12 protein-coding genes are annotated in these 16,059 nt (G+C 73.5%); 6 read left to right on the top strand and 6 right to left on the bottom strand.

Annotated elements, in window-relative coordinates; all coding sequences use genetic code 11:
• Positions 1 to 38: 38 nt before the first annotated feature.
• The 4 genes from GH723_RS12500 (at position 39) to GH723_RS12485 (ending at position 5,202) form a co-directional block, all read left to right on the top strand.
• Positions 39 to 1,283, top strand: a complete 1,245-nt coding sequence (locus GH723_RS12500; protein ID WP_153759957.1) for a polysaccharide pyruvyl transferase family protein — start codon at positions 39 to 41, stop codon at positions 1,281 to 1,283.
• A 10-nt stretch (positions 1,284 to 1,293) separates the two neighbouring features.
• A complete protein-coding gene (locus GH723_RS12495; protein ID WP_153759956.1) occupies positions 1,294 to 3,081 on the top strand; it encodes an asparagine synthase-related protein in 1,788 nt (595 codons plus the stop codon).
• The gene (locus GH723_RS12490; protein ID WP_153759955.1) at positions 3,078 to 4,028 is read left to right on the top strand and encodes a lysylphosphatidylglycerol synthase transmembrane domain-containing protein; all 951 of its coding nucleotides are present in this window, start codon (positions 3,078 to 3,080) and stop codon (positions 4,026 to 4,028) included. Before GH723_RS12495 ends, GH723_RS12490 begins: the two co-directional genes overlap by 4 nt.
• A 76-nt stretch (positions 4,029 to 4,104) precedes the next feature.
• Entirely contained in the window at positions 4,105 to 5,202 is a 1,098-nt protein-coding gene (locus GH723_RS12485; RefSeq protein ID WP_229022814.1) for a glycosyltransferase, read from the top strand.
• Here GH723_RS12485 and GH723_RS12480 read toward each other — a convergent pair.
• The 6 genes from GH723_RS12480 to GH723_RS12455 all read right to left on the bottom strand — a co-directional run bounded on the left by GH723_RS12480 (position 5,199) and on the right by GH723_RS12455 (position 13,073).
• Positions 5,199 to 6,278 (bottom strand): glycosyltransferase, encoded by a 1,080-nt coding sequence (locus GH723_RS12480; protein WP_229023229.1) that lies wholly within the window; start codon positions 6,276 to 6,278, stop codon positions 5,199 to 5,201. The two genes, GH723_RS12485 and GH723_RS12480, sit on opposite strands and share 4 nt — an antisense overlap.
• Before the next feature lie 109 nt (positions 6,279 to 6,387).
• The gene (locus GH723_RS12475) at positions 6,388 to 8,124 is read right to left on the bottom strand and encodes a hypothetical protein (RefSeq protein ID WP_153759953.1); all 1,737 of its coding nucleotides are present in this window, start codon (positions 8,122 to 8,124) and stop codon (positions 6,388 to 6,390) included.
• Between the two features lie 14 nt (positions 8,125 to 8,138).
• Entirely contained in the window at positions 8,139 to 9,062 is a 924-nt protein-coding gene (locus GH723_RS12470) for a hypothetical protein (protein WP_153759952.1), read from the bottom strand.
• Entirely contained in the window at positions 9,059 to 11,059 is a 2,001-nt protein-coding gene (locus GH723_RS12465; protein ID WP_153759951.1) for a glycosyltransferase, read from the bottom strand. The genes GH723_RS12470 and GH723_RS12465 overlap by 4 nt, the downstream gene beginning before the upstream one ends.
• Complete coding sequence (locus GH723_RS18515) at positions 11,056 to 12,249, bottom strand: ABC transporter ATP-binding protein (protein ID WP_195210277.1); 1,194 nt, start codon at positions 12,247 to 12,249, stop codon at positions 11,056 to 11,058. The genes GH723_RS12465 and GH723_RS18515 overlap by 4 nt, the downstream gene beginning before the upstream one ends.
• Positions 12,249 to 13,073, bottom strand: a complete 825-nt coding sequence (locus GH723_RS12455) for an ABC transporter permease (protein WP_153759950.1) — start codon at positions 13,071 to 13,073, stop codon at positions 12,249 to 12,251. Before GH723_RS12455 ends, GH723_RS18515 begins: the two co-directional genes overlap by 1 nt.
• Before the next feature lie 67 nt (positions 13,074 to 13,140).
• Here GH723_RS12455 and GH723_RS12450 point away from each other — a divergent pair, with 67 nt between their 5' ends.
• Both GH723_RS12450 and GH723_RS12445 read left to right on the top strand, forming a co-directional pair.
• Positions 13,141 to 14,496 carry a glycosyltransferase gene (locus GH723_RS12450; RefSeq protein ID WP_195210276.1) on the top strand — a complete coding sequence of 452 codons (1,356 nt, stop codon included), beginning with the start codon at positions 13,141 to 13,143 and terminating at the stop codon, positions 14,494 to 14,496.
• Positions 14,493 to 16,058 (top strand): glycosyltransferase family 4 protein, encoded by a 1,566-nt coding sequence (locus tag GH723_RS12445; protein ID WP_153759948.1) that lies wholly within the window; start codon positions 14,493 to 14,495, stop codon positions 16,056 to 16,058. The genes GH723_RS12450 and GH723_RS12445 overlap by 4 nt, the downstream gene beginning before the upstream one ends.
• Position 16,059: the final 1 nt, after the last annotated feature.

Raw genomic sequence — 16,059 nt, 5'->3', positions numbered from 1 at the left:
CGCCCGAGACCCACGGCCGTCGCTTGTACCCTCGAACGGTGACCGATGCAGATCCCCGACGGGCGCACGCCGCCCGCCCGCACGTCCTCATCGTCAACCAGCACGGCGACAACCGCGGTGACGAGGCCGCGATGCGGGCGATGCTCGCCGGGTTGGACCGACGCCTCCCGGGTGCCCGGTTCACCGTGCTCCACCAGTTCAACGACCCCGCCGAGAGCGCCGTCGCGACGCCGCAGCCGGTGACCTACCTGCCGATCCGGCTGCCCGTGGTCGAGGCGCTGCGCCTGGCGGCCGCAGCGATGCTCCTCGCGGGGCGCCTGCCGGCGCGCTCGCTCGCAGGCCCGGTGGGCCGACGGATCCTCGACGCCTACGACGACGCCGACGTCGTCGTCTCGGCCCCCGGCGGTCCCTACTTCGGCGACCTGTACGCCGACCACGAGGCGGTGCACTGGTTCTTCGTGTGGATGGCCCGTGTACGCCGGACTCCCTTGGCGCTCTACGCCCCGTCGGCTGGTCCGTTCCGCAACCGGTTCCTGAACCCGGTGCGGCGGCGCGGCTACCGGTGGTTCGACCGAGTGGTCGTCCGCGAGGAGCGATCGGCGTCCCACATCCGGGAGCTGGTTCCCGGGCTCGAGGTCGAGGTCACCACCGATTCGGCGCTCCAGGACGATCCGGCGCGCGTCGCGCCGCCGGACGCCGGCACGTCGAAGGGCGACGTGTTGCGGGTGGCGGCCGCGTTCCGCGATCCCGGAGCCACGCGCGCCGCCCACGACGCCGCCGTCATCGCCGGGTTGTCGGCGCTCGCCGAGCGGGGCCCGTGTCGGGTCACGCTGCTGCCACAGGTCCACGGTCGCCACCGTGACACCCCGTACCTCGAGGAGCTGGCCGCGCAGCTGCGCGCACGGGGCGTCGACGTCCAGGTCGCCCCCGAGAGCGCCGACAGCGACGAGCAGCGTGCCATCGTCGCCGCCTCCGACCTCGTCGTCGCGGGCCGGTACCACCCGGCGGTGTTCGCCGTGGGCGCCGAGGTGCCCGTGGTCGTGGTGCCCTACGAGCACAAGGCACACGGCCTCGCGGAGGCCGCTGGCCTGGACGAGTGGGTCATCGACGTGTCCGAGCTGACGGGGGAGCGCCTCGCCGAGCGCCTCGGCGCGCTGGCGTCCCGGGCCGACGAGGTCCGCGGGATCCTCGCCGAGCGCTCGCCGGAGCTGCGGGCGCTGTCGGGCCGGACCTCGGACGTGGTCGCCGCCCTGGTCGCCGATCGCCGCCCGGCTGCCTCCTAGGTTGGTCGGCATGCGCAACGGTCTTGTCGTCGCGAGCCCGGCGCGGGCGGAGGAAGCCGAGCGGGCTGCCCGCTGGCTGGCGTCGCAGGGCGGTCGCCTCGAGGTGCTCGGCGACGCCGGGTCGCCCGCGTGGCTCGCCGTCGTCCACGACGGGGGCCCTGTCCTCGAGGTGGGGAGGGACGGTCGCCGGGTCGGGGTGCGCATCGGGGATCCCACCGCCTCGCCGTGGGCGGTCCTGGACGGCGATCCGCCGGCGCACACCGTCGCCGCCGTGATCGACCCCGAACACGGGCGTGCCGTCGTCGGGAGCGGACCGGGCAACCTCCGCCTCTTCGGCCACGAGGACCCCTCGGGGTGGCTCGTCACCACGTCGGTCGGCGCGCTGGTCGAGGGGCTGGGAGAGCGTGCCGCCCTCGACCGGAGCTACGAGGACTTCCAGCTCGGGTTCGGCTTCCTCCCCGACGACCGGACGATGTTCGCCGGTGTGCGGTCGCTGGCGCGTCCCGGGTGCATCGCCCTGGCCGGGCCGCCGCTCGCCGGCCCGTCGGGGGACGCGCCGCGCCCCGGCGCGGCCGAGCCGGTCCCGCCCCCCGACGGGCCGCACGGCGTGGCGGACCTGCTGCTCGAGGTGCTCGACGAGCAGTCGCGAGGGGTCGACCACGTCGGCGTCCTCCTCGGCGGTTTCGACTCCGCGCTCGTCGCCGCCGGCCTCCACCGGCTGGGCAAGCGGGTGTCGACCTTCACGTTCCACTTCGACGACGACCGCTTCAACCAGCGCCACGTCGAGGAGGCCGTGGGCGCAGCTGCGGCCGACCACCACCCCGTCCCGATCACCGCCGAGGTCATCGGCGACGCGCTGGCGCGGTTCCCCGAGCTCGTGAACCAGCCGGGGGCCCAGCCGCACTACCAGATCCAGACGATCGTGGCTGCCTCCGCCGCCCGTGCCGCCGGGGTCGAGCGGCTGTTCTCCGGTGACGGCTGCGACGCCGTGTTCTTGGCCTACCCGACGGTCAACACCCGATCGGCCGCGAGCCAGGGCCTGGGCAGGGTCCCGTCACCGGTTCTCCGAGCATCGCTGCGCGCGCTCAGCCTGCGGTCGGTCGACGATCGGCTCGGACACGTGGCCCGCGTCGGTCGCAGCTCCCTGAGGGCAGCGCTGCTCGGCGGTGCTGCATCGCATCACCTTCCGACTCAGTACCTGGACGACGTCGCCCTGCGTCGTCTCTCGCCCACTCCGAGGCCGGTGCAGGACGAGACCATCGCCGAGATCCGGCGTCGGCTCGCAACGGCGACGGGTGCGACCGATCCCGTCCGGTTGGCCTTCGACGGCAACGCCATCGCCGGTCACAGCCTCGCGAAGGTGGAGGGGGCGACCCTTGTCTCCGGGCTCGACATCCACTCGCCCTACACGACGACCTCGTTCCGGGAGTCGATCGCTCAGATGCCGCCGGAGCTCGTGCGACCGGCCGGGCGCTTGGCCGCGGCCGAGGGCAAGCCTGTCCTCCAGCAGGCAGCTGTCGACTCCGGCCTCCTCCCGCCGTCGGTCGTCGAGCAGCGGAAGCAGGCCCCGACGATGGCGCCGATCGACGAGTGGTTCAGCGGACCCCTCCGCGGCCAGGTGACCGACCTGCTGATGGAGTTGCCGTTCGAGGTCGACCTCGCTGCGGTCGATGTGATCCTTCGGCGGAAGCGAGCGGAGGACGTCTACCGGCAGCGCCTCACGCTGTCGAACCACGCCTTCCAGGCGATCGGGCTCCTCACCTCCTACGCGGCCTTCGCCCGCCTCGTCCGTCGTTGAGCCGTCCCCCAGGGGTGCGCCGGGTCCTCAACGTGGCGCTCACGGTCGTGGCGGTGGCCGCGCTCGTGTGGGTGATGTGGAGCCGGCGAGGTGACCTCGAACCGCTGGCAGAGGTGCCCCTCGCGGACCTCGCGCTCGTGGCGTCGCTCGTGGTCGTCGGTCACTGGCTGAACGCGCTGGAGTTCCAGAAGCTCTACCGCGCGGTCGGCGCGCCGCTCGGGATCACCGAGAACTACCTGCTGTTCACCGCCGGGCAGCTGCTCAACCACCTGCCAGGCCAGGTGGGGACGCTGTACCGGTTTCGGTACCTCAGGGCCGTCCACGACCTCCCCTACAGCCGCGCCACGTCGGGGTACGGGGCCAACCTCGTGCTGACGGTCATGGCCACGGGCGCCCTCGGCCTCGTGGGCACGATCCTCGTGGGCGCCACCGATGGGGTGTGGTCGCCCGTGCTCCTCGCGTGCTTCGCGGCCATGCTCCTCGGAGCGCTGGTCGGCAGCATCGTGCCCCTGCCGGAGACGCAGCGGAGCGGCCGGCTGGCGCGGGCGTGGATGGCCTTCCGCTCGGGCTGGTCCGACCTGCAGGACCGTCCCGACGTGGCCGCCTGGGTGCTCGGTCTGGAGCTCGTCAAGTACCTGCTCGCCGCGTGGCGGTTGCAGCTCACCTTCGGCTGGCTCGGGTACGACGAGCCCTACGTGCTCTTCCTCGTCCTCGCGCCGGTCATCGGCCTGGCGACGTTCGTCGGGCTGACCCCGGCGGCTCTCGGCGTGCGCGAGCTCTCGATGAGCGGCGCGGCGGTCGCCCTCGGCCGCACCTTCTCCGATGGCATCCTCGGCGCCACCGTCGACCGCGCGGTGCTCCTCGCCGTCGCCATCGTCGTCGGCGGCGTGGGACTGGCCACCTCGGAGCGTCGGATCCGCACGCGGGCTGGGTCCGCCGGCGGCTGAGGTCGTGCGCGGCGCGCTCGGCCCGTAGGATCGCTCCCCTCTGTCCTGTCCGCGTCAGCGGGAGCACTGTCCCAGCGTGCGAGTCCTGTTCTTCGGAACGTTCGACGAGTCGACCCATCCGCGCGTCCAGGTCCTCCGCGAGGGGCTGGCCGCTCGCGGCGCGACGATCGACGTCTGCAACGTGCCGCTCAACGTGGACACCGCACTCCGCGTCCGGATCGCCCAGCGCCCATGGGAAGCGCCGCGCATGCTGCTCCGCATCCTGCGCTCGTGGTGGGCGCTGTGGCGCATGGCGCGCACGTTGCCGGCCCCGGACGTCGTCGTGGTCGGCTACCTCGGCCACTTCGACGTGCACCTCGCACGCCGGCTCTTCGACGCGCCGATCGTCCTCGACTTCCTCGTCGCGCTGGGGGACACGGCGCGCGACCGGCGGATCGGCCCCCGCTCACCCGTGAGCTGGCTGCTGGACACGATCGACCGCGCGGCCCTGCGCACCGCCGACGTCATCGTCGTCGACACCGAGGCGCAGCGGGCACGGCTTCCGGACGAGGCGCGCGGTCGCAGCATCGTGGTCGCCGTCGGCGCCCCCGAGCTGTGGTTCCGGGACCCGGCGCCCGATCCGGTGGACGGGCCGCTCCGCGTGGTGTTCTTCGGGTTGTTCACGCCGCTCCAGGGGACCCCTGTCATCGGCCGTGCCATCGCTCGACTCGCCGACGACCCGCGCATCGCCTGGACGATCATCGGGACGGGGCAGGACTACCAGCGCACCCGAGCGCTCGCGAGCCCGAACCCCCACGTCACCTGGCTCGACTGGCTCCCCGGTCCCGAGCTGGCCCGGATGGTCGCCGAGCACCACGTGTGCCTCGGCATCTTCGGCACCAGCGACAAGGCGTGGCGCGTCGTGCCCAACAAGCTGTTCCAGGGAGCCGCGGCGGGGTGCGCGGTGGTGAGCTCGGACACGCCGTCGCATCGTGAGCTGCTCGGCGACGACGCCGTCCTGGTGGCGGCCGGCGACGACGCCGCACTGGCGGCGGCGCTGCTCCACCTGGCCGAGGACCGCGATGTCCTCACCGACATGCGGCGGCGGGCCGGCGCGCTGGCGCGGCGGGAGTTCTCCCCGGCTGCGGTCGTCGCGCCCCTCGAGCAGGCGATCGAGGCGGCCGGCGGGCGTTAGCGGTCCGAGGTCGGCGACCCGACGGCGAGGACCGCCTCGGCCACGTCGCGCCACGAGGAGGACGCCGAGCGGGCTGCGTCGGCCAGCTCCTGCACACGCGGCAGCGCCCGTTCGATGGCCGCTGCGAAGGCCGGCACGTCGCCGGGCGGGGTCAGGTAGCCGTCGACGCCGTCGGTGAGGGCCTCCGACAGGCCCCCCACGTCGGTGGCGATGACGCCCCGGCCGGCGGCCTGGGCGAGGGGCACGATCCCCGACTGCGTCGCGCTGCGGTAGGGCGCGACGACGAGGTGGTGCTCGGCGAGCAGGAGCCCCAGGCGCGAGTTCGGGACGTATCCGGGGCGGAAGTCGACGACGTCGTCGAGGCCGCGCTCGTGGATCGCCCGGTACCACGGGTCGGGCGAGCCCCACACCTGGCCGGCGATCGTGAGCGTGACGTCGTCGCGCCGGCGGCGCAGCTCGACCATGGCGTCGAGCGCGGTGTCGAGCCCCTTGTACGGGCGGATGAACCCGAGGAAGAGCAGTCGCCACGGAGGGCCGTCGGGGAGCGGAGCCTCCTCGACGTCGAGGTTCGGCGGGTGCGGGACCTCGCGCAGGGCCAGCCCGGGCGCCAGCTTGCCCACCTCCTCGGAGACCGTGCGGGCGTGGGTGACGGCGCCCGTGAGCCGTCGCAGCATGGACCGCGTGAGCACGCGATCGAAGGGTCGCCGCTCGTGCGGCAGCGGGTTGTGGATGATCCCGACCGCAGGCGTGCCGGATGCCGCACGCAGGGCGGTGAGGTAGGCGACGGCCTGGACCGGTGTGACCCACGGGATGAGGACGAGGTCGGCTGTGCGGGCAGCGCGCCCGGCTCGCACCCACGAGCTGGGGTCCCACCAACGGAGGGTGAAGCGCGCCGAGGGGCGGGGGACGGCGGACGGATCGACCTCGTCCCCCGGGTAGAGGCGTCGCGGGTACTGGTGGGACCACGCATCGACGGTGACGTGGTGGCCGGCGTCGACGAGCGCGTCGAGCAGTCGATCGCTGTGCTGGGCGATCCCTCCGCGCAGCGGCGGCACGGGACCGAGGAAGTGGATCATCACGCCCGTTCAGCTCCGGACCGGTCGATGGTGGGGGACATCAGGGAGGGCGCTCGGGTGAGCGCACGTGGAACGGCGAGGTTACCGACCGCGGGGACCCGCGACGGCATCACCCCGGGAGCCGCCACAGCGCCGTGCCGAGCTCCGGGTCGGCGGTGACGCGGACCGCGCCCTGCCTCGCCGCGCCGGGCCACTCCAGCGGGGCGATGAGCAGCTCGGGTCCGGTGGCCAGGTCCGCCTCGTCGACGAGCACGTAGCTCGCGTCGGTCAGCCAGAACTGGTACGTGTAGAAGGGCGATCCGTCCCAGGGGGCGAGGAACCCGACCTCGTCGACGCCGGCCTCGTTGATCGCCATCGGCACGGCGCGGTGCGTTCGGCCGTAGTCGCTGAAGAAGCGCAGGTGGTCGGCCACCCCCGTGGAGGTGAGCGCCAGCGAGACGACGACCGCGGCGACCAGGGCCAGGCGACGTCCGAGCTCGGGGAGCGCCATGGCGAGTCCGGCGAGGACGGCGACGGGGAGGGCGATCCGAGCGGGCGAGAACGAGTCGACCCAGCGGATCCAGGCGTAGACGACGGACGCGTTCGACGGGCTGAAGAACGAGTCGAACCACTCGACGGGGAAGGCGCTGCGGATCCAGAGCGTGAGCGCGCCGAGCAGAGCGACGGTCGCCCCGGCGACGGCGAACCGCTCTCGTGCCCGGACCTGCCGGTCGAGCACCCACGCGACCCCGGCGGCGGCCACCACGACCGCGATGGGCTCCACGTAGCGGGTGTAGACGAGGAGGTCGCCGCGACTGGTGTCCACCACGCCGCGGCTGAGCCGGGCGATGCCCGTGCCGATCTGCGCGGTGGAGACCGCGACGAACCAGGCGAGGACGGCGAGTGCCGCGCCGGCGACGATCGGGTCGAACCGACCGACGGACGTGTCGGCATCGGCATCGGCGTCGCCGGTCTCGCGTGCCAGGACCTCGCGGCGCCGCTGCCACGCCCCCCGACCCAGGAACCAGACCCCCGGGACGAGGAGACCGAACGTCGACACGAGGAGACCCCACGACTGCCCGGCGAGGCTGTCGAGGTAGCTGCCGACGTCCTCCCAGCGCAGCTTCCCCAGCGTGCCCTCACCGGCCGCGTCCTGCCCCCGGAGGTAGACCGCCTCGGCGATGGCCCGGTTGAGCAGCCGCGTGGTCGCCACGCCGACGACGGCCACCAGCGCCGCGAGGCCGGCGGCGGACGGTCGGACCCGGCCGAGAGCCGTCGCCGCCGCGACGAGGGCGACGGCGAGCCCGAGCATCGCGATGGTGCGGGCGTGCACGGCGTAGAGGCCCACCGAGCACAGCGCGAGCCCCACCGGCGCCCACCGGTGGCCGGGCCGGAGCCGGCCGACGGCGAGGAGCCACACCACGACGAGCAGGGACAGGAGCGTCTCGCTCCACAGCGTGGCGGCGTTCGTCGTGATCCACGGGATCGTGCCCGCGACGGCCGCTCCGGCGAAGGCCGCGGTGGGCCCGGCGCCGAGGTGCCGGCGGAGCAGCTGGTGGAGCGCGACGACCAGCAGCGAGGCGAGCGCGACGTTCACCATGATCCCGGCGACGTGCAGCGTGGTGGGGGAGCTCGTGAGCGCAGCGATCGGGACGAGGAGGAGCGAGGCCCCCACCGAGTAGAAGGTCCCGGTCATGACGACGTCGGGGTACCCCCCGGCGAGGTGGCGGGCGTTGGCGATGTAGCCGATCTCGTCGGTGGCGACCGTGACGTCGATGCCGCTGAGCGCGACCGCCCGGTGGACGGCGAGGGCCACCGCCAGAGCGACGACGCCGACGACGGCGCGGCGCTCCACCGTCCAGGTCATGGGGTGATCACGGGTCAGCGGCCGCGGATCATCCGGAGCAGGCGCCCCCCGAGCGCGTGGACGCGGCCCAGGCGCTCGTGGCGGAGCATCGCGGCGTCCGCGCGCGCACCGAGCCGGACGAACCCGCGCGCCAGCCGGTCCTCGAGCCTCGAGAGCTGGTCCTCCAGCTCGGCGACGTAGTCGGCGCGCACCGTGGCGTCGGCCGTCGCGGCGTCGAGCTCGAGCCGCAGCTTCGCCACCTCGGCCCGCAGCTGGGCTGCCTCGTCGATCGCCCGGCTCGCGTGCTCGGCGCCCCGGGACAGCTCGGTGAGGCGCCGGTGGTCCTCCGCGGCCGATGCCCGCAGCTCGGCCAGCTCGCCGACGAGGGCGGTCAGCAGCGCACGATCCTCCGGAGGGGCCGGGCGCACCCCGGCGACGACGACCACGGCGTCGATCCGCGCGTCCGGCTCGCTCCCGATCGCGGCGAGCACGTCGGCGGAGACGTCGGCGTCGTCGACGCCCGAGCCACGCAGCAGGGGCGCGGTGACGGGCAGGTCCCACCACACGTGGAGCCCGGCGCAGCCGAGCAGGTCCCGGGTGGCCGGCCAGGCGACGGCGGCCGCTCGCGACAGCTCCTCCGGGGAGGGCGGATCGAGGGCCAGACCGAGGCGCGCCGCGGCGTGCGAGGTCGTCGGGGCGACGAGGACCAGCCGTCCCTCGGGCCCGAGGGCACCTGCCAGCTCCTGCACGCGCGCCGCCGGGTCGGTGATCTCGACCAGCGGTTGGGCGACGATCACGGCGTCGAACGACCCCTCGGCCGGCCCGCCCTCCCACAGCTCGGCGGTGGCGCTGCGGGCCCGGACGGCGTCGAGGAGCGCGGGCGGCCCCCCGAGCACCAGCGTGCGACCGTCGGTCGGCAGGCAGGCGGTGATGAGGTCGTGCGTGCTGGCTGGCGTCATGAGGCGGCGTCTCGGGCGTCGGGGGCGGCCATCGCCGGGAGGATGTCCTCGAGCGTGCCGGCGATGGTGGGGGCGCCTCGGGCGATGGTACGGGCGCAGGCGACCTCGATGCGCAACCGCTGCTCGAACCAGGCGTCCCGATCGGTGGCCAGGCGGGCCACGGCAGCCGCCGTGTCGGCCGGGTCGTCGTGGACGACGATGGCCTGCCGGAGCTCGGCCTCGAAGCCCTCGGCGCCGACCGAGGTGGTGACGACGGGGACGCCCATCTGGAGGGCCTCCATCACCTTGAGCTTGACGCCCGCGCCGAAGCGGACCGGGGCCACGGCGACCCGGGCGCGCTGGTACACCTCGGCCAGGTCGTCGACGCGGCCCGTGAACCGGAGGTGCGGACCGGCGAGCCCGGCGACGTCGGGCGCCGGGCGCCCGCCGGTGACGTCGAGGCCGACGTCGGGCGCCAGGTCGAGGAGGCGGGGGAGGACCTCGTCGTGGTACCAGATGAGCCCGTCGGAGTTGGGTGCTCCGGGCCCGGCGGCCCAACCGGCGACGAACAGGGTGTCGCGCCGCTCCTCCCACCGGCTCGGCTGCATCGTGAGGTTCGAGGACCACGGCGGCACGAGGTGCGCGGTGGCGTGCCCGGGCACCGACTCGATCCAGGCGTGCTCGTCGACCGAGAGCGTGATCACGTGGTCGGCGGCGACGACCATCTCCCTCTCCATGGCCTCGACGCGGCGGGCCTCACGTCGCAGGCGCGCCGCCTCCCGGGCGTCGCCGACGACCTCGGCCTGGAGGTCGAGCCGCCGGTGGAAGAGGGCCTCGACGTCGGCCACGACGACGGCCCGAGGGCAGACGTCGCGGAGGACGGGCAGCGCCCGCGCCGCGTTGTGCGGCCGCGACACGACGACGAGGTCCGGATCGAACTGCCGGCACTGCTCGGCGAAGTCGCCGGCGAGGACCTGGATGCCGAGCCGGGCGGCGTCGAGCTCGGCGGACACGTCGCCGAAGGCGGTGGGCAGGATCGCCACCTGGAGGTGTGGGCGCCCCGCCAGCTGGACGAGCAGCTCGAGCGTCCGGGGGAAGCCCGACCCGGCGGCCGCTCGTGGCGCGCGATCGTCCACGACGAGGATGCGTGGGCCGTCCCGGCGCAGCATGGCCAGGGCGTCGAGCGTGCGGTCGCCGGCGCCGGGCGGTGGGACGGGCCGCTCGGTGACGACGCGGCCCCACTTGTCGAGCAGCTGGCGGTGGTTGCGCTCGAACAGGAACGACTTGAAGCGGCTGGTCGACGAGGCCGACTCGTGGTGCAGGATCATCGACGTCGGCTCGACGAGCACCTCCCACCCCTTCTGGTCGAGGGCGAGGCACAGGTCGACGTCCTCGAAGTAGGCAGGGTGGTACCGCGTGTCGAGCCCCCCGACGGCGTCCCACGCCTCTCGGCGGACGAGCAGCGAGCACCCGGACGCGTAGTGGACGCGGCGGCGTCCACGACGTGCGGCGATGTGCACCGGGTGGTGCCGATCGGCGATCGACGTCCAGCCGTCGGGCCAGATCGCGCCGCCCGCATCCTGGACCGTGCCGTCGGGGAACAGCACGAGCGAGCCGACCGCGCCGACGGTGGGGCGATCGACCGCGGCGACCAGCTGGTCGAGCCAGCCCGGTAGCACCTCGGCGTCGTCGTTGAGCAGGACGAGGTGCTCCCCCCGGGCGACGGACGCACCGAGGACGTTCCCGCCCGCGAACCCGAGGTTGGTCGAGGAGTCGACGACGACCGCCCCCTGGACCCGGTCGGCGACGAGCCGGCGGACCTCGGCCGTCGCGCCGTTCAGGACGAGCACCACCTCGAACGGGACCTCGGTGTCGTGCTGGGCGAGCGACCGCAGGCAGGCGTCGAGCAGGTCGGCCTGGCGCCACGCGAGGACCACGATCGACACCAGCGGGTCGGTCGAGCGTGGCAGCCCGATCTCGGGGTCGAGCGCCTCGACGGGCCGGGGGACGCCGGTCACGGCTCGTCGGTGGCCGCTCGCCAGTGACCGGCCAGGGTGACGAGGCCGGTGCGGTCACCGTCGGTGGGTTGCACCTGGAACCGCAGCGCCTTGTCGGCACGGAGGTGGACCTCGCTCGTGGCGGCCCTCGTGACGGTCACGGACAGGTCGTAGACGCCGGCGAGGAGCGGCAGGCGGTCGACCCCGTAGTCGACGACGTCGACCTTGCCCGACACGCCGCTCGCCACCCGGCTCGTGCTGCGGGAGAGCACCATCCCGTCCGGCCGGGCGACCTCGAGCGTCACGTCGACCTCGTCGGGCTCGGCAGGGGGCACGAAGCGGGTGCGGAACGTCGCCGGCTGACCGGTGGCCAGCGTCCGGGTGCGCTCGCCGGCGCCGTCCAGGGTGATGAGCTCGATGCCCACGTCGGTGAACGCGTCGTCGGCGTGCGACGCCGCGATGGCGTCGACGTCGCGGGAGCGCACCTCGGCGAGGTACGCGTCGATGACCTCGCCAGCCGACCCGAGGCCCTTCAGCTTGCCCTCGGCCAGCCAGGCGACGGTGTCGCACTGGTTGCGCAGCGACTCGAGGCCGTGTGAGACGACGACGATCGTGCGCCCCTGGGCGCGCAGCGAGGCAAACTTCTCGACGCAGCGCTGCTGGAACTGCTCGTCGCCGACCGCCATCACCTCGTCCACGAGGAGCACGTCGGGCTCGACGTTGATGGCCACCGAGAACCCCAGCCGCACGAACATGCCCGAGCTGTAGTTCTTCACCGGCTGGTCGATGAAGCGTGCGAGTCCGGAGAACTCGACGATGTCGTCGAACCTCGCGCGCATGTCCCGCGTGCTCATGCCGAGGATCGAGCCGTTGAGGAAGACGTTCTCACGGCCGGTGAGCTCGGGGTGGAACCCGGCGCCCAGCTCGAGGAGGGCGGACATCTTCCCCTCGACGGTGATCGACCCGCGGTCGGGGCGCAGGATGCTCGCCATGCACTTGAGCAGCGTGCTCTTGCCCGACCCGTTGTGGCCGATCATGCCGAACATCGAGCCCTGGGGCACGTCGAACGAGACGCCGTCGACCGCCCAGAACTCCTCGAAGTCCGCCCTCTTGCCGCCCCGCATGATCGTGGCCTTGAGCGTGCTGTTCCGCTCGTGCATGAGCCGGAACCGCTTGGCCACGTCGTCGACGCGGATGGCGATGTCGCCCATCAGAGCTCCTCGGCGAGGCGGGGCTCGAGCCGGCGGAACGCCAGGGCGCCGACCACGACCGCCATGCCGGCGGCGGCGACCATCGCCAACCACGTGGTGAGCGAGGGCCACGCCAGGTCGTAGAGCAGCGAGCGGTACGCCTCGACGAAGTGGAACATCGGGTTGAGCTCCAGCAACGTGGTCAGCTCGATGCCACCCACCTGCCGGTGCTCGAGCAGCGACGCCGGGTAGATGATCGGGGTGAGCCAGAACCAGAGGTTCAGGAAGATTCCGGTGAAGTGCTCGATGTCGCGGAAGTACACGTTCGCCGGGGCGAGCAGGAGCCCGAGCCCCAGGATGAAGCCGCTGAGCAGCAGCGTGACGAGCAGCAGCGGCACCGCCCACGGCAGCACCATGTTGCCGAACAGCAGCAGGGCGACGAGGAGCACCCCCACCTCGATGAGGTGCGACGCCAGCCACGACAGCACGGTGGCCGTCGTCAGGACCGACCGCGGGAAGTACACCTTCTTGATCAACCCCTCGTTGGCCGTGAGCGACGACACCGCCCCGGTGAGGCCCTGGGCGAGGAGGGTCCACGGGAGGAGCCCGCAGACGAGGAAGAAGCCGTAGATGTGCATCCCGCTCGGATCTCCGACCGGCGGCGGGATGTCGATGAACGTGGCGAAGACCACCGTGTAGACGGCGATCGTCATCAGGGGGTTGGCGATCGACCACGTCCAGCCGAGCACGGAGCGCTTGTACTTCGAGCGCAGCTCGCGCAGCGTGAGGTTGCTGAGCAGCTCGGTTGGATAGGCCTGCGAGACGCGCTCGCCTACGATCGACACGGCCGGTCAGCCTACTGCCGCCTGCTGCCCCCCCCCCCCCCCCCCGACGCCCGCCATGGAAGGACACGTGCGCGCTCCGCTCGTCCGCATCATCGTGCTCAACTACCAAGGCGGCGAGCACGTCCTCCGTTGCTTGGAGAGCCTGGCGCTCCTCGAGTGGCCGGCGGACCGCCTCCAGGTCGTCGTGGTCGACAACGCGTCGACCGACGGCAGCGCCGAGGAGATCGCCCGCCGCTTCCCCCACGTCGACCTCCGTCGGCAGGCCACCAACACGGGGTTCCCCGCCAACAACGTCGCTCTGGTCGACCTCGACGGCGTCGACCTCGTCGCCCTGCTCAACAACGACGCGACCGTGGAGCCCGGCTGGCTGACGCCCTTGGTCGACGCGATGGAGCAGGACCCCACGCTCGGCGCGGCCTGCCCGAAGATCCTCTTCGCCCACCGCTACCTCGACGTCGTCATCGGGTCCACCACGTACCGCCCGGGGGGTGGGGACCCGCGCGAGCTCGGCGTCCGCCTCGAGGGCGTCACCGTCGACGGCGTCGACCGGTGGGCCGACCTGCAGCTCGGCCAGGGGCTCCACGGCATCGAGCCGGGTCCCGACGGCCCGTTCTCCTGGACGGCGGCCCGCGCCGTCGTGCGCGTCCCCGTCGACGACGAGTCCGGCCCTCACCGGGTCGCGCTGCGGCTGCGATCGGACCGGCCGACCACCGTCACCGTCGACGGCCGCGACGGGCCGGTCACCGCCGACGTCGGCACCACGCCCACCACCCTCGAGGTCGTCGTCGACGGCCCTCGCCGGGATGTGATCAACAACGTCGGCTCCCGCGTGCTGCCCGACGGCTCCGGGGCCGACCGTGGGTTCCTCGAGGTCGACGAGGGCCAGCACGACGAGCCGACCGACGTGTTCGCCTGGTGCGGGGGGAGCGTGCTGCTGCGCCCTGCCTACCTGCGCTCGGTCGGGATGTTCGAGGAGCGGTTCTTCCTCTACTACGAGGACACCGACCTCTCGTGGCGGGGCCAGGCGCAGGGCTGGCGCTACCGCACCGTGCCGGCGTCGGTCTGCCGCCACCTGCACGCCACCTCCACCGGCGAGGGCTCGCCCGTCTTCCAGCACTACGTCGAGCGCAACCGCCTCCTGATGCTGACGCGCAACGCCCCGCCGGGGCTCGCCGCCGGTGCAGCGGTGCGCCACCTCCTCGCGACGGCGTCCTACGCCCGTCGGGACGTCGTCCGCCCGCTGCTGCGAGGACGACGTCCGTCCACCACGCTCGTGCGCCGTCGCCTCCGCTCGTGGCTGGCCTGGGCGCAGCTGCTGCCCTGGGCCCTCGCGTCACGTGCCGGTCTCCGCCGTCGACAGATCGTGCCCGACGCCGACCTGGCGTCCCGCATGGACCCCCCGACCCCGGCGCGCGTCTCGTGAAGGCCGGCGTCTACGACCGATTCTGGTCGACGCTCGGCGGCGGTGAGCGGTTCGCCGCCGGCATCGCCGAGGCCCTGGCGGAGGAGCACGACGTGGAGCTGCTCGCGATCGAGGACGTCGACCTCGACGTCCTGGGCGAACGGCTGGGCTGCGACCTCGCCGGCGTCGGTGTCCGGCGGATCGGCGACGACCTCGACGCGGTGGAGCGGGCGACCGCCGACCTCGACCTGTTCGTCAACGCCTCCTACCTGTCCTCGGAGCGCTCGTCGGCTCGGCACAGCATCTACGTCGTCCACTTCCCGGCTGCGCTCCACGGAGCCGACTCCCCGCGTCGCCGCCTGACCCGCGCCGTCGACGAGAGCACCCGTCGCTGGCGGCACCGGGTCGCCGGGCGCTCCGGCCTCCACCCGTGGGAGCGCGCCAGCCGCCACTCGATCCGCTGGACCGACGGCCGCGCCGTGCTCGACGCCGAGCTGCCCCCGGCGACGCGCGTCCCCGTGCACGTGGTCCTCGGCCGGTACCTGCCCGGCAACATCGAGCCGGTCGACGTGGAGGTGCGCGCCGACGGGCAGACGATCGCCACGGGCGCGCTGACCCCCGTGCGCAGCCGGTTCGACCAGCGTCGGGTCACCGTGCTGTCCGGTGTCGCCGTGGGCCGCCCCGACGGGTCCCCGGTCGAGATCGAGGTCGTCTCCTCGTCCTTCCTCCCCACCGAGCTGCTCGGAGCGGCGGACAACCGCCGGCTCGGCGTGCCGGTCATCGACGTCGTCGCCGGCGAGGGGGCCGTCCCCGCGCTGGCCCGCCGGTTCCCGGCGGCGTGGGAGAACCCGTCGCGCGCCGACTTCCTCGCCACCTACGACCTCGTGCTCTCCAACTCGGCCTTCACCCAGGAGTGGGTGCGCCTCCTGTGGGACGCCGACTCCGACGTCCTCCACCCGCCGGTCACGATGTTCGACGCCGGCCCGAAGGACCGGATCATCAGCTCCGTCGGGCGGTTCTTCCGCGAGGGCGGCCACTCGAAGAAGCAGCTGGAGCTGGTCAGAGCGTTCCGCCAACTCGTCGAGGGCGGGGTCGACGGCTGGGAGCTCCACCTCGCCGGAGGGTGCGCCCCCGCGGCGCAGCCGTACCTCGACGAGGTGCGGGCCGCCGCCGAGGGCCTGCCGGTCGTCTTCCACGTCGACGTCCCGGGCCGCGAGCTGGCCGACCTGTACGCGCGATCGTCGATCTACTGGCACGCCACGGGGCTCGGCGAGGATCCGCGCCGGCACCCCGAGGCGTTCGAGCACTTCGGCATCACGACCGTCGAGGCCATGTCGGCCGGCGCCGTCCCGGTCGTGATCGGTGCCGCCGGTCAGGTCGAGTCGGTCGAGCACGGTGTGAGCGGGTTCCACTTCGCCGACGTCGACGAGCTCGTCGCACGCACCCGCCAGCTCATCGACGCCCCCGAGCTCCTCGGCACGATGTCGGCGGCGGCACGGGAGCGGGCGACGACGTTCTCGAACGACGCCTTCGCCGAGCGCCTGCGCCACCACGTGGCGTCGGTCGTCGATCGGGTGGACTGAT

Source organism: Actinomarinicola tropica (assembly GCF_009650215.1).
Classification (GTDB): domain Bacteria; phylum Actinomycetota; class Acidimicrobiia; order Acidimicrobiales; family SKKL01; genus Actinomarinicola; species Actinomarinicola tropica.
Note: the sequence above shows the minus strand (reverse complement) of the source record. Positions and strands in the feature narration are given on the sequence as shown.